At 71.1% G+C, this 12425-nt stretch carries 12 protein-coding genes and 2 pseudogenes; 10 read left to right on the top strand and 4 right to left on the bottom strand.

Features of this window, described 5'->3' with window-relative positions; all coding sequences use genetic code 11:
• Position 1 precedes the first annotated feature (1 nt).
• The 3 genes from QRX50_RS02305 to cydC are packed head-to-tail and all read left to right on the top strand — an operon-like array spanning position 2 to position 4115.
• Positions 2-997 (top strand): cytochrome d ubiquinol oxidase subunit II, encoded by a 996-nt coding sequence (locus tag QRX50_RS02305; RefSeq protein ID WP_285970342.1) that lies wholly within the window; start codon positions 2-4, stop codon positions 995-997.
• A gap of 11 nt (positions 998-1008) precedes the next feature.
• Positions 1009-2562: a thiol reductant ABC exporter subunit CydD gene (gene cydD, locus QRX50_RS02310; RefSeq protein ID WP_285970343.1), complete on the top strand. Its 1554-nt coding sequence runs from the start codon at positions 1009-1011 to the stop codon at positions 2560-2562.
• On the top strand, positions 2559-4115 hold the full coding sequence (gene cydC / locus QRX50_RS02315; RefSeq protein ID WP_285970344.1) for a thiol reductant ABC exporter subunit CydC: 1557 nt from the start codon (positions 2559-2561) through the stop codon (positions 4113-4115). The genes cydD and cydC overlap by 4 nt, the downstream gene beginning before the upstream one ends.
• On the opposite strand, the gene QRX50_RS02320 is transcribed toward cydC, so the two are convergent.
• Complete coding sequence (locus QRX50_RS02320) at positions 4048-4956, bottom strand: glucosyl-3-phosphoglycerate synthase (RefSeq protein WP_285970345.1); 909 nt, start codon at positions 4954-4956, stop codon at positions 4048-4050. The two genes, cydC and QRX50_RS02320, sit on opposite strands and share 68 nt — an antisense overlap.
• Positions 4957-5009: 53 nt before the next feature.
• Here QRX50_RS02320 and QRX50_RS02325 point away from each other — a divergent pair, with 53 nt between their 5' ends.
• Positions 5010-5684, top strand: a complete 675-nt coding sequence (locus QRX50_RS02325) for a lysophospholipid acyltransferase family protein (protein WP_285970346.1) — start codon at positions 5010-5012, stop codon at positions 5682-5684.
• A 4-nt stretch (positions 5685-5688) separates the two neighbouring features.
• On the opposite strand, the gene QRX50_RS02330 is transcribed toward QRX50_RS02325, so the two are convergent.
• Both QRX50_RS02330 and QRX50_RS02335 read right to left on the bottom strand, forming a co-directional pair.
• A complete protein-coding gene (locus QRX50_RS02330; RefSeq protein ID WP_285970347.1) occupies positions 5689-6264 on the bottom strand; it encodes an LOG family protein in 576 nt (191 codons plus the stop codon).
• Positions 6264-7049 carry an LOG family protein gene (locus tag QRX50_RS02335; protein ID WP_285970348.1) on the bottom strand — a complete coding sequence of 262 codons (786 nt, stop codon included), beginning with the start codon at positions 7047-7049 and terminating at the stop codon, positions 6264-6266. The genes QRX50_RS02330 and QRX50_RS02335 overlap by 1 nt, the downstream gene beginning before the upstream one ends.
• Positions 7050-7355: 306 nt before the next feature.
• Here QRX50_RS02335 and QRX50_RS02340 point away from each other — a divergent pair, with 306 nt between their 5' ends.
• From QRX50_RS02340 to QRX50_RS02360, 6 genes and pseudogenes are all read left to right on the top strand, one after another.
• Complete coding sequence (locus QRX50_RS02340; protein WP_285970349.1) at positions 7356-7565, top strand: hypothetical protein; 210 nt, start codon at positions 7356-7358, stop codon at positions 7563-7565.
• Positions 7522-8436, top strand: a pseudogene (locus tag QRX50_RS02345) (M4 family metallopeptidase); the annotation flags it as partial. The gene QRX50_RS02340 and the pseudogene QRX50_RS02345, both read left to right, overlap by 44 nt.
• A gap of 1 nt (position 8437) precedes the next feature.
• Positions 8438-8650, top strand: a pseudogene (locus tag QRX50_RS50230) (proprotein convertase P-domain-containing protein); the annotation flags it as partial.
• Between the two features lie 137 nt (positions 8651-8787).
• Positions 8788-8958: a hypothetical protein gene (locus tag QRX50_RS02350; RefSeq protein WP_285970350.1), complete on the top strand. Its 171-nt coding sequence runs from the start codon at positions 8788-8790 to the stop codon at positions 8956-8958.
• 166 nt (positions 8959-9124) lie between these two features.
• Entirely contained in the window at positions 9125-10180 is a 1056-nt protein-coding gene (locus tag QRX50_RS02355; protein WP_285970351.1) for a chitinase, read from the top strand.
• A gap of 129 nt (positions 10181-10309) precedes the next feature.
• Positions 10310-11161 (top strand): YceI family protein, encoded by an 852-nt coding sequence (locus QRX50_RS02360; RefSeq protein WP_285970352.1) that lies wholly within the window; start codon positions 10310-10312, stop codon positions 11159-11161.
• Positions 11162-11351: 190 nt separating this feature from the next.
• On the opposite strand, the gene dapE is transcribed toward QRX50_RS02360, so the two are convergent.
• Positions 11352-12425 (bottom strand): succinyl-diaminopimelate desuccinylase, encoded by a 1074-nt coding sequence (gene dapE / locus QRX50_RS02365; RefSeq protein ID WP_285970353.1) that lies wholly within the window; start codon positions 12423-12425, stop codon positions 11352-11354.

Genomic DNA, 12425 nt, shown 5'->3' on the forward strand with positions numbered 1-12425 from the left:
GATGACGACCATCTGGTGGGGTGTGCTCGGGCTGCTGCTCGGCGGCTACTTCGCGCTGGCCGGCTACGACTACGGCGTGGGCTTCCTGCTGCCCGGCCTCAGCCGCGACGAGGCGAAGCAACGGCGGGCGCTGGGTGCGCTCGGGCCGTTTTTCCTGGCCAACGAGGTGTGGCTGATCGCCGCGGTCGGGGTGCTGTTCGGCGTGTTCCCGCACCTGGAGGGCCGCGTGTTCGCCGGCGCGTACGTGCTGGTGGTGGCGCTGCTGCTGGGGCTCGTCACGTTCACCGCGTCGGTGCAGCTGCGCAGCCGCCGGCCCGACGCGCGCCGCGGGCCGTGGTCGTTCGGCATCACGGCGGGCGCGCTCGTGACCACGGTGGCGTGGGGCCTGTTCCTCGGCAACCTCCTGCTCGGCCTGCCGGTCGACGCGCGGGGCAACCCGGTCGACGACGTGCTCGCGCTGTTCGACCCGTACGCCGTGTTGTGGGGGCTCGGGTTCGTGGCGCTGTTCGGGCTGCAGGCGGCGGTGTTCCTCGCCGTGCGCGGGCCGGCGGAGGTCACCGGCCGGGCGACTCGGCTCGCGAAGACGTTCACCACGCCTGTCGGCACGTTCCTGGTGGTGGCCACGGCGTGGGGCGCATTGGCCGTGTCGGGGATCTCGTGGGCCGCGATCGTGGTGACGGCGGTCGCGTTCGCCGCGTTCGCAACCGTCCTCTTCGGACTGCAGACCAAGCGGTACCGCCTCGCGCTGCCCGCGGCGATGCTGCTGTCGGCGACCCCGGCGTTGGTGGTCGGTGCGCTGCGGTTCCCGACGATCCTGGTGTCCACTTCGGACCCCGGATACGCGCTGACCGTCTCAGACGCCTTCACCGCACCTGAGACAGCGGGGCTGCTCGCCTGGTTCGCGGTGCCCGTGCTCGTGGTGCTGGTGGTTGTGCAATGGCTGACCTGGCGGGCGAACCGCGAGCCGGTCGACCGGCAGTCGTTGCTGCACTTCTAGGGGGAAACGAAATGCCGTCACTGCCCGGCCTGCGCCGGTACCTGGTCCTGCTCGGAATCCTCGGCGCGTTGACCGCAGGAGTGGTCCTGCTGCAGGCCGAAGGCCTCGCGACGCTGCTCACCGGCGGCGGCCTTGGCGTCACGTTCCTCGTCGCCGTGGGTGCGCGCGTGCTGCTCACGCTGGGGCAAAACGTGGCCACCGGCCGGTTCGCGGCCGGCGCCCAGGCCGGACTGCGCCGGCGGCTGCTCAGTTCGACGGACGACGCCGGCGTGGTCACCACGCAGGTCACGAAGGGCGTCGACGCCACCACGGCGTACCTCACCGGCTACCTGCCGGCGCTGGTGTTGTCGGTGCTCGTGCCCGTGGCAGTGGTGGTGCGGCTGGTCACGACGGACCTCACGTCGGCGCTGATCGTGGTGGCCACGCTGCCGTTGATACCGGTGTTCGCGGCGCTGGTCGGGGCTCGCGCGAAGGCGCGAACGGAACGGCAGTGGGCGCTGCTGACGCGGCTGGGCGGGCACTTCCTTGACGCCGTGCGCGGCCTGCCGACATTGAAGCTGTTCGGCCGCGCCCGCGCGCAAGCCCAGCACGTGCGCGCGATGGCCGACGCGCACGCCGACGCGACGCTGAGCACGCTGCGCGTCGCGTTTCTGTCGTCACTGGTCCTGGAACTGGTGGCGACGCTGTCGATCGCGCTCATCGCCATGCCCATCGGTTTCCGCCTGCTCGAAGGCTCCCTCACCGCGCACACCGCCATGCTCGTGCTGGTGCTCGCGCCCGAGGCGTACCTGCCGCTGCGCGCGGCGGGCGCGAAGTTCCACGCAGCGGCCGAGGGGCTCACGGCTCTGCGCGAAGCGCTGGCCCCGCCGGTTCGAGCCCGACAGGGTGGCACCGTGACCCGGCCGGCGGGACCTCCGGAGATCGAGTTCGACGGTGTTTCCGTGCACTACGGCGAGGTCGCCGCATTGTCCGAAGTGGACCTGGTGATCAGGCGGGGTGAACACGTCGCCATCACCGGGCCTAGTGGTTCCGGGAAGTCGACACTGCTGGCCGTACTGCTGGGTTTCGTCACGCCTACGGCGGGCCGCGTGCTCGTGGACGGCGTCGACCTGCGGTCCCTCGACCACGCGGCCTGGCTGCGGGACACGGCGTGGCTGCCACAGCGGCCGACGTTGTTCAGCGGCACCGTCGCGGAGAACATCGCACTGGGCTCGTCCGCCGACGTACCCGCCGCCGCCCGCGCGGCCGCACTCGACGACGTGGTCGCCGAGCTGCCCGAGGGTCACGCGACGCGCATCGGCGAGCTGGGCGCGGGATTGTCGGCGGGACAACGGCAACGCGTCGGCCTCGCCCGTGCGCTCGCCCGCACCGACGCCGGGCTGGTGCTGCTCGACGAACCCACCGCGCGCCTCGACCGCGGCACCGAACAGGCGGTGCTCGACGGGACGAAGGCGTTGCTGCCCGGCCGCACGGCGCTGTTCGTCGCGCACCATCCCGCGTTGGCCGCGATGGCCACGCGTTCCGTCCCGCTCGTGGGCGGCCGAGTTCCGACGGGGGTCCGATGAACGTCGCACGACTGCTGCGGGCCGCGTTGCTCGCGGCCGGCGCCGAGGTCTCCGGGCTGGCGCTGACCGGCACGGCGGCGTGGCTGCTCATGCGAGCGGCCGAACGTCCGCCGCTCGCCGCGCTGACCGTCGCGATCGTGGCCGTGCGCGTGTTCGCCTTGGCGCGCGGTGGTTTGCGGTACGCCGAGCGCCTGGCCGGGCACGAGGTCGTGCTGCGGTACCTCGGCGCGTTACGAGCGCGGGTCTACGCGGCGCTCGTGCCGAGGCGCGTCGCCGAGCACTCCGGCGCCGACCTCGTGACGCGGCTGGTGTCCGATGTGGACGCGGCGCAGGACGCCGTACTTCGGCTGGCCCTTCCGGCGGCGGTGGCCGGGATCGTGGGCTTGGCGGTGGCTGCGGTCACGGCGTTCGTGAGTCTCGCGGCCGCGGCGGTGCTCGTGGCCGGGTTGCTCATCGCGGGTGGGCTGCTGCCGTGGCTGGCCGCGCGAGTCACGGCGAAGAGCCAGGCCCTCACCTCGCCTGCCCGGCAAGAGCTGGCCGAACGCACGGTCGAGCTGGTGACCGGCCGCCACGAGCTGGTGGCGTACGGCGCCGAACCTCAGGCCATGGCGGCCGCCAGTGCGGTCATCGACGGAATTTCCGCGCGGGCCCGCAGCGTCTCAACCCGGCTGTCGGTACTGACCGCGGCCGGCGCCTGCATCCAGCTCGCGACAACGGCGGCCGTGGCGCTCCTGGCCGGCGCGAGCCTGCCGGTGACCGCCGCGTTGACCCTGGTTGTGCTGGCACTGTTCGAGATCGTCCTCCCCCTGACCGCCGCGGCCCAGCGCGTCCCCGAACTGCGAACGTCCCTGGGCCGAGTGCGTGAACTGCTCACGACCACCCCGCCGGGGACTCCCGAACACACCGGGCCAGGTCACCTGAAGCTGGAAAACGTGACAGTCCACCACCCGGGCCGACAACCTGCACTCCAAGGCATCGACCTCGACCTCCCGCCAGGCACCCGGGTGGGCGTGCTCGGCCCGTCGGGCGCCGGCAAAACCACCTTGCTCCACGTCCTGCTCGGCTTCACCACACCCACGTCCGGACAGGCCACAGTGGACGGTCGCCCGGTCCGGGGCCCCAGCCCCCACGTGGTCTCCGGCGCCCTCGCCGACGCCCACGTCTTCGCCACCACCGTCCGCGAAAACCTCCTCATCGCCTCGCCGAAAGCGACCGACGTCGACCTCCGCACCGCCTGCGCCGTCACCGACCTCGACGTCCCCCTCGACCGCGATGCCACCACCCTGTCCGGCGGCCAGCGCCAACGGCTGATCCTCGCCCGCGCCATCCTCGCCTCCCCTGCGGTCCTCGTACTCGACGAGCCGGTGGAAGGCCTCGACGAAACCCACGGCGACGAGGTTCTCGCCCGCGTCCTCGCGAACGCGAACGGCACCGTGGTCCTCGTGACGCACCGCCCTGCGCACCTCGGCAGCTTCGACCGCGTGCTCAGCCTCGAAGACGGGCGGCCCGCACCTGCGCCATCGGCGGCCGGTCCAGCACGGGGATCTCGCTGACGTCGGGCAGCCACTCCCCCGACACCTGCACGAACTGCGTCAGCCGCGCGTCGGCGTCGGTCGGCACGCCGCAGCGCGCCAGGGCCGTGCCGAGGATCTGCCGCGCCATCACGCCCAGCTGCAGCAGCGAGCGGTTGCGGTGTTTGCGGACGCCGAGGTTGACCTGGGCGAGCCCGTCGAGGCCGTAGCGCTGCTCGGCGTCGAGCAACAGGCCGATCTCCACGCCGTAGCCGCCGGCGAAGGGCACCGACTCGAAGAACTCGCGGGTGCCCGCGTACTCGCCGCCGAGCGGCTGCACGAGCTCGCCCAGCGCCGGGCGCAGCGCGGACAGCACGGGCCGGGCGAGCAGCTCGGTGACGCGGCCGCCGCCGGTGCTCTCCAGCCGCAGCGGGCGTCGGTAGAAGCCCTTGACCAGGTGCACGCCGGGTTCGGTGAGCAGCGGCCCGAGCAGCGCCGGCACGAACGCCGGGTCCGGGTCCACGAGGTCCGAGTCGAGGAAGACCACGAAGTCGCCGGTCGTCGCGGCCAGCGACCGCCACAGCACCTCACCCTTGCCGGGTCGCGGCGGCAGGTCGGGCAGCACGTCCTCGCGGTGCACCACGCGCGCGCCGGCGGCGGCCGCGACCTCGGCGGTGGCGTCGGTGGAGCCGGAGTCGAGAACCACGAGCTCGTCGACGACGTTGCCGAGCAGTGGCCGCACCGACGCGACGACGTCACCGACCGTTCGCTCTTCGTCCAGCGCCGGAAGCACCACGGAAACCGTGCGGTCACGCTTGGCCGTCAGGATGTCCGCGGGCGTCCACGCGGGTTCCTGCCAGGTGCGACGTTCGAACCAGCTCATCGGCCGATCGTGCCATGCTGGTGCCACCGACCTGCCCGCCGGAGGGAGACCCCTTGCTGCCCCTGCTCGTCCGCTTCGTGCTCGGCCCGCTGGTCCGCACGATCTACCGCCCCGAGGTCGAGGGTGTGGAGAACGTGCCGGCCGACGGACCGGTGCTGCTCGCGGCCAACCACCGCGCGGCATTGGACACCGGCGTGATCACCTTCACCACGCCGCGCAAGGTGTGTTTCCTCAGCAAGGCCGAATACTTCACCGGCACGGGCCTGAAGGGCCGCTTCGTCGCCAACTCGCTCGACGCGCTGGGCTACATCCCCGTCGAGCGCGGCAGCGCCTCGGCCGGCCTCGCCGCACTGGAAGCCGGGCGGCGCGTGCTCGAAGACGGCGGCGTGTTCGCCATCTACCCCGAGGGCACGCGCTCGCTCGACGGCCGCCTGCACCGCGGCCACACGGGCGTCGCGGCGCTCGCGTTGTCCACCGGCGCGAAGGTCGTGCCCGTCGCGCTGTGGGGCACCGAGGGCATCCAGCCGAACGGCTCGAAGATCCCGCACGTGTGCAAGATCAAGATCAAGTTCGGCACCCCGCTCGACTTCTCGCGCTACGAGGGCCAGGACTCGTCGTCGGCCATCCGCCGCTCCGTGACCGACGAGGTCATGTACTCGATCCTCGAGCTGTCCGGCCAGGAATACGTGGACACCTACCACAAGCGCCCGAGCGAGGGCGCTGCCTGAGCGGTCAGTCCCACTTCGCGGGCGTAGGCGGGCTGTAGTCGGCGAAGCGGTCCAGCAGTGCCGACGCGTCCGAGTCGACCAGCAGCAGGTCGCGGTAGCCGGCACCGAGGAACCCTTCGGTGACCATGTGGTCGGCGAAGGACACGAGCGGGCCGTAGTACCCGCCCACGTCGACGAGGCCGATGGGCTTCGAGTGCAGGCCGAGCTGGGCCCAGGTCCACACCTCGAACAGCTCCTCCAACGTCCCGGCGCCGCCGGGCAGCGTGAGGAAACCGTCGGACAGCGCCGCCATCTTGGCCTTGCGCTGGTGCATGTCGGCGACCACGTGCAGCTCGGTGAGGCCCGCGTGCGCGATCTCCACGCTGGACAGCGCCTCGGGGATCACGCCGATCACCTCACCGCCCGCCGCCAGAGCGGAGTCGGCGACCACGCCCATGGTGCCGACGCTCGCACCGCCGTACACCAGGCCGATACCGCGCTGGGCCAGCAGCTTGCCCAGTTCGGCGGCGGCCTCCGCGTACGCCGGGGAGAAGCCCATCGAGGACCCGCAGAAGACACAGATCCGGCGCAACGAGCTCATCAGTGGGTGTCCTCCCAGGCCTGGTACGACTCCTCGACCACGCGCACGGCGTCGTCGATGTCGTCGGTGAGGTGCAGCAGTTCGAGGTCCTTCTCGCCGATCTTGCCGCCGTCGAGCACCGACTTCGAGATCCAGTCGTAGAGCCCGCCCCAGTACTCGGTGCCGAACAGCACCACCGGGAACTTCGTCACCTTCTTGGTCTGGACCAGCACCAGCGCCTCGAACAGCTCGTCGAGCGTGCCGAAGCCGCCGGGCAGGCAGATGAAGGCCTGCGAATACTTGATGAACATCGTCTTGCGCGCGAAGAAGTAGCGGAAGTTCACACCCAGGTCGACCCACGGGTTCAGGCCCTGCTCGAACGGCAGCTCGATGCCGAGGCCCACGGAGAAGCCGCCGGCCTCGTTCGCGCCGCGGTTCACGGCCTCCATCGCACCCGGCCCGCCGCCGGTGATCACGGCAAAGCCGGCCTCGGCGAGCGCGCCGCCGATCTTGCGGCCCAGGTCGTACTCGGGGTCGTCGCGCTTGGTCCGCGCGGAGCCGAACACGGTCACCGCGCGCGGCACCTCCGCGAGCGCGCCGAAGCCCTCCACGAACTCGGCCTGGATGCGCAGCACCCGCCACGGGTCGGTGTGCACCCAGTCACTCGGGCCGCGCGCGTCCAGGAGCCGCTGGTCGGTGGTGCTGCCCTGGTCACGACGGTCGCGCCGCAGCACGACCGGGCCCTTGTGACGCTCCACCGGGCGCTCGGGGTACTGGCCGTCCGGAAACTCAGACTGTTCACTCACCGACCCAGCCTACGGGCCTTCCCGCCAGGCAGAACCCCAGCGTCGCCACCATCGGGCGACGTCGGTGACCGCGAGGTGAACGGTCCCTTGTAGACCACCGGTCCACACCTACCAACGGCCGGTACACGGCAAGTCCCGACGAACGTAACCCCGCGTACCGCGGACCGGTAAACGCCCTGATGTTCAAGGGTCTTTCGCGGTTGATTAATGCCCAGGTAATGCTTTTCTGGGCCGTTCGGAGCATTGACCGACCCTGTGACGACTCCTTTACTCACGGTGATCATCCCCGTCCCCGAAGGGAACCCGATGACCGGCAGAAGAGGGATCACCGCAAGCCTGGCCACCGCCGGGCTCGCCCTTTCCGCACTCACCATCCAGGCGGCGCCCGCGTCGGCCACACCTCCACCTGTCGACCCACTGGCCCTGGCGGCCACCGCGTCCGACCAGGCCACGAGCCTCTCCGCACTGCGTTCGAGCGCCGCTCGACGCCACGCGCGCCGCCGACACGGCCCGTAAGCAACTGCCCACAGTGGACGGTGTGGCCAAGCCGGACCTCGTCGTGCTGGCCGGGAAACAGCCGAAGCTCGTGGTCACCGGCCGCACCGCGAAGGTGCCGCGCAGCCTGCACGTGTTCGTCGACGCGGCCACCGGCGCTGTGCTCGATCAGCGTGACGACTGGAAGTCGGAAACCGGCGACCGCGAAGCGGGCACCACCGCAGCAGCACCGCTCGCCGCCGGCAACAGCTTCTACGCCGACACCGTCAGCATCGACACCGCCGGCTCCGGCTCGTCGTTCTCGATGCGCGACCCCGGCCGGCCCGGCATCAGCTGCGGACGCGAGGGCGGCTCGGTGTCCACCGGCTCCGACGACAGCTGGGGCAACGGCAGCGGGCACCGACCTCGAAACCGCGTGCGTCGACGTGCTCGACAGCGTGCAGACCGAGTGGAACATGCTGCCCGACTGGCTCGGCCGCGTCGGCATCAACGGGCACCGGCGCCGGCTACCCGGCCTCGGTCGGGCTCGACGACGTCAACGCCGGCGGGGACGGGCGCTCCCCGCACTTCGGGCATTCGTCGGACAACCAGCGCCAGGCCACGTCGATGGACGTCGTCGGCCACGAGTTCGGCCACGGCACCTTCCAGACGACCCCGGGCGGCGCCGGCGCCAGCACCGAGAACGGCGGTTTGAACGAGTCGACCGGCGACATCTTCGGCGCGCTCACCGAGGCGTATGCGAACAACTCGAAGGACCGGCCCGACTACGAGGTGGGCGAGGGCGTAAACCTCGACGGCCAGGGCCGATCCGGTACCTGTATAACCCTCGCTGGTGCGCGACCCCAACTGCTACTCGACGTCGCTGCCGCCCGAGGTGAACGCCGCCGCGGGACACCTACGTCGGTGACCTCGTCCTCGACCTCGTCGCCCCCGACGGCACCGCGTACCGCCTGAAGAACTCCAGCAACGACTCCGCCGACAACATCAACACCGCCTACACCGTGAACACGTCCGCCGAAACCGCCAACGGCACCTGGCAGCTGCGCGCCCGCGACGTCGCCCGCGCCGACACCGGCCGGATCGACTCCTGGACGCTGACCGTCTAGCCCGCCCGGAGGCCGCCGCTCCCCGGGCGGCGGCCTCCCCTTGTGGAAGGGGACATCAAACGCATCTCGGCCGGCTCAAGACCGTCGCCCGCCAGAACGGCGGCAACCGGTCGGCCGGTGGCGGCTACGCGGCTTCGGTGTCCTATGTGGAGGGTAAGCTGCGCGCCGCCGGCTGCACCGTGACGCGCCGGACGTGCACGAGCTGCGCCGGACGCACGCAGAACCTCGTCGCGGAGTGGCCGAAGGGCGACGCGAACCGCGTGCGCATACTGGGCGCACACCTCGACAGCGTCAGCGCGACCGCATGAGAACAAGGCCGGGGGTGGCGACGCGGCGTCACCCTCGGCCTTTATGCCCAGACGTACTCATTTGTCTAGACCACCCGTTCGTAGGTAGTCAACTGCTCCGCACGCCGCCTACCGTTCGCCAGAACGCCGCGTGCTGGGACAGCGTTGTCGCGAGACGGGAGCCGGGATGTTCGGTCGCAAGTCACGGATCTTCGGCGCGGTGGTGGCCGCCGCGCTCGCCTTGCCGTTGGCGGGGCTCACGGGGACCGCCGGCGCGTCGGTGCAGGCCGATACGTGCGCGGTGAAGTCGAAGCCCGCCGGGAAGGTGCTGCAGGGCTACTGGGAGAACTGGGACGGCGCCGCCAACGGCGTGCACCCGGGGCTCGGCTGGGTCCCGATCACCGACGCGCGCATCTCCTCCCACGGCTACAACGTGATCAACGCGGCCTTCCCCGTCATTCGCTCCGACGGCACGGTGCTGTGGAAAGACGGCATGGACGCCGGCGTGAAGGTGGCGACCCCGGCCGACATGTGCGCCGCGAAGGCCTCGGGCGCCACGATCCTGATGTCCATCGGCGGTGCGGCGGCGGGCATCGACCTGTCGTCGTCGACGGTGGCGGACAAGGTCGTGAGCACGATCGTGCCGATCCTCAAGAAGTACAACTTCGACGGCATCGACATCGACATCGAGACCGGCCTGACCGGCAGCGGGAACATCAACTCGCTCTCGGCTTCGCAGTCGAACCTCATCCGCATCATCGACGGCGTGCTCGCGCAGATGCCGTCGAACTTCGGCCTCACGATGGCGCCCGAAACCGCTTACGTGACCGGCGGCAGCGTCACCTACGGCTCGATCTGGGGCTCGTACCTGCCGATCATCAAGAAGTACGCGGACAACGGCCGCCTGTGGTGGCTGAACATGCAGTACTACAACGGTTCCATGTACGGCTGCTCCGGCGACTCGTACGAGGCCGGCACCGTGCAGGGCTTCACCACGCAGACCGACTGCCTCACCAAGGGCCTGGTCGTGCAGGGCACGACGGTGAAGGTACCGCTCGACAAGCAGGTGCCCGGCCTCCCGGCCCAGCAGGGCGCCGGCGGCGGGTACCTGTCGCCGAGCCTCGTCTCGCAGGCCTACCGCGCCGTTTCGGGCGTGAAGGGCCTGATGACCTGGTCCATCAACTGGGACGGCTCGAAGAACTGGACGTTCGGCGACAACGTCCGTTCGCTCGAAGGCCGCTGAAATCAGGCGCCGGGGCCCGGAACACCAGGCCCCGGCGCCGGAACCGTTGCCGGGATCCCGCTGTGGCCCGGGGCTTGTCGTTGACGTCGCTGATAACGTGCCCCGACAAGGTCGAGCAGAGGAGACGACGTGTTCGGGCGCAAGCGAAGCAACGGACAGCGTGGCGGACCCGTGACGTTCCACGGCGAAGCCGGGCTCCTCAGCGTGCGGGTCGGCGACGAGAACGGCCGCCCGCTCCCGGGCACGCAGATGGTGATGCTGCACAAGCGCACCCAGCGGCAGACGAAGGTCGTCGCGGACGAGTTCGGCCTGGCGGTGAGCACCTTGTCGGCCGGGACGTACGCGGTGTCCGTGAGCGCGAGCGGCTACCGGGCGCAGAACAGCACCGTCGAGGTCGTGAGCGGCGATCACACCTCCCTCAATGACCTGCGCCTCGTGCCGGACGAGAACCGCCAGCTCCCCGACCCGGGCGAATGGGTGCTCGACCCCGACCACACGGCCATCCGGTTCATCGCGCGGCACATCGGGCTGTGCGAGGTCCACGGCCGGTTCCGCAGCTTCCAGGGCAGCATCGTCGTCGGCAAGCAGATCGAGGACTCCACCGTCGAGGTCGTGATCGACGCCGCGAGCATCGACACCTCCGCCGACAAGCGCGACGACCACCTGCGCTCCCCGGACTTCCTCGACGTGCGCCGCTTCCCGCAGATCCGCTTCCACGGCCACCGGTTCCGCCGCGCACCCGGCGACCGCTGGAGCATCGACGGCACGCTCAACCTGCACGGCGCCAGCCGCGGCGTACGGCTCGACGCCGGCTACCTGGGCCTGCGCACGTGGAACGGCGACCGGCTCGGCGCCGTCGCCACGACCGAGCTGCACCGCGAGGACTTCACGATCAACTGGCAGCAGACGCTCGCCAAAGGCCTGGTGATGGTCGGCTCGACGATTCAGATCCAGCTCGACATCCAGGCCGTTCGCGCTTGACCACCTGGCCCCTCACCCCCGCCCGCCGGGTCGCTGCAAGCACCCCAATGTGGCGTTCGGTGCACCCAGCGCACCCAATGTGGCGTTCGGTGCACCCAGCGCACCCAATGCGGCGTTCGGTGCGTTGAGCGCAACCAATGCCGCATTGGGGTGCGGTGGTGCCGCCCGGCCTGGGTGAGCCGGCCGGGCGTCAGCCCAGGAACTTGCGCAGGACGTCGGCCACCTGGCGGATCTCCGCCACGTGCACGTGTTCCTGCTGCGTGTGCGCGAGGCTCGGGTTGCCGGGGCCGAAGTTGACGGCCGGCATGCCCAGCGCAGCAAAGCGCGCGACGTCGGTCCAGCCCAGCTTCGCGGCGGCGCGGCCACCGGCGGCGGCCACGAGCTCGGCGGCCGCCGGGGCCGAAAGACCAGGCAGCGCGCCCGGCGAGAGGTCCGTGAGCGTGACGTCGTAGCCGTCGAAGACCTCACGCACGTGGGCCTCGGCCTGCGCGGGGTTGCGGTCCGGCGCGAAGCGGAAGTTGACCGTGAGCACGGCGGCGTCGGGCACGACGTTGCCGGCCACGCCGCCGGAGATCTTCGTGGCCTGCAGTCCTTCGCGGTAGGTGAGGCCGTCGATGTCGACCACGCGCGGCGCGTACTCCGCGAGGCGGCGCAGGGGCTCGGCCAGCGCGTGGATCGCGTTCTCCCCCATCCACGCGCGGGCGGTGTGCGCGCGGGTCCCGCTCGTGCGGATCTCGACGCGCAGCGTGCCCTGGCAACCGGCCTCGATCACGCCGTTGGACGGCTCGCCGACCACGGCCAGGTCGCCCGCCAGCCACTCCGGCAGCTCGCGTTCGATGCGGCCGAGGCCGTTCTTGACCGCTTCGACCTCTTCGTTGTCGTAGAAGACGAAGGTGATGTCGTGCTTCGGCTCGGGCAGCGTGGCGGCGAGGTGCAGGAACACCGCGTCGCCGCCCTTCATGTCGACGGAGCCGAGGCCGTGGAGCAGCTCTTCGTCGCCGGAACCGGTGCGGTGCGACGGGAGGTTGGCGTTTTCCGGCACGGTGTCGAGGTGTCCGGCGAGGATCACACGCGAGCCGCGGCCGAGGTTCGTGCGCGCGAGCACCGCGTCGCCGTTGCGAACCACCTCGAGGTGTGGTGCCTGCTCGGTGAGCGCGGCCTGCACGGCGTCGGCGAGCCGGGCCTCCTCGCCGGAGACGCTGAACGCGTCGACGAGGGCGGCGGTGAGGTCGGCGGGGTCGGCGCGCAGGTCCAGCGAGGTCAT

The sequence above is a fragment of the Amycolatopsis sp. 2-15 genome (genome assembly GCF_030285625.1).
Classification (GTDB): domain Bacteria; phylum Actinomycetota; class Actinomycetes; order Mycobacteriales; family Pseudonocardiaceae; genus Amycolatopsis; species Amycolatopsis carbonis.

What these genes read in the sequence shown, in the direction of transcription:
- dapE (WP_285970353.1), bottom strand. Translation starts at nt 12,425, where the DNA reads ATGACCTCGCTGGACCTGCGCGCCGACCCCGCCGACCTCACCGCCGCC.
- cydC (WP_285970344.1), top strand. Translation starts at nt 2,559, where the DNA reads ATGAACGTCGCACGACTGCTGCGGGCCGCGTTGCTCGCGGCCGGCGCC.
- QRX50_RS02330 (WP_285970347.1), bottom strand. Translation starts at nt 6,264, where the DNA reads ATGAGCTCGTTGCGCCGGATCTGTGTCTTCTGCGGGTCCTCGATGGGC.
- QRX50_RS02320 (WP_285970345.1), bottom strand. Translation starts at nt 4,956, where the DNA reads ATGAGCTGGTTCGAACGTCGCACCTGGCAGGAACCCGCGTGGACGCCC.
- QRX50_RS02340 (WP_285970349.1), top strand. Translation starts at nt 7,356, where the DNA reads ATGACCGGCAGAAGAGGGATCACCGCAAGCCTGGCCACCGCCGGGCTC.
- QRX50_RS02355 (WP_285970351.1), top strand. Translation starts at nt 9,125, where the DNA reads ATGTTCGGTCGCAAGTCACGGATCTTCGGCGCGGTGGTGGCCGCCGCG.
- cydD (WP_285970343.1), top strand. Translation starts at nt 1,009, where the DNA reads ATGCCGTCACTGCCCGGCCTGCGCCGGTACCTGGTCCTGCTCGGAATC.
- QRX50_RS02305 (WP_285970342.1), top strand. Translation starts at nt 2, where the DNA reads ATGACGACCATCTGGTGGGGTGTGCTCGGGCTGCTGCTCGGCGGCTAC.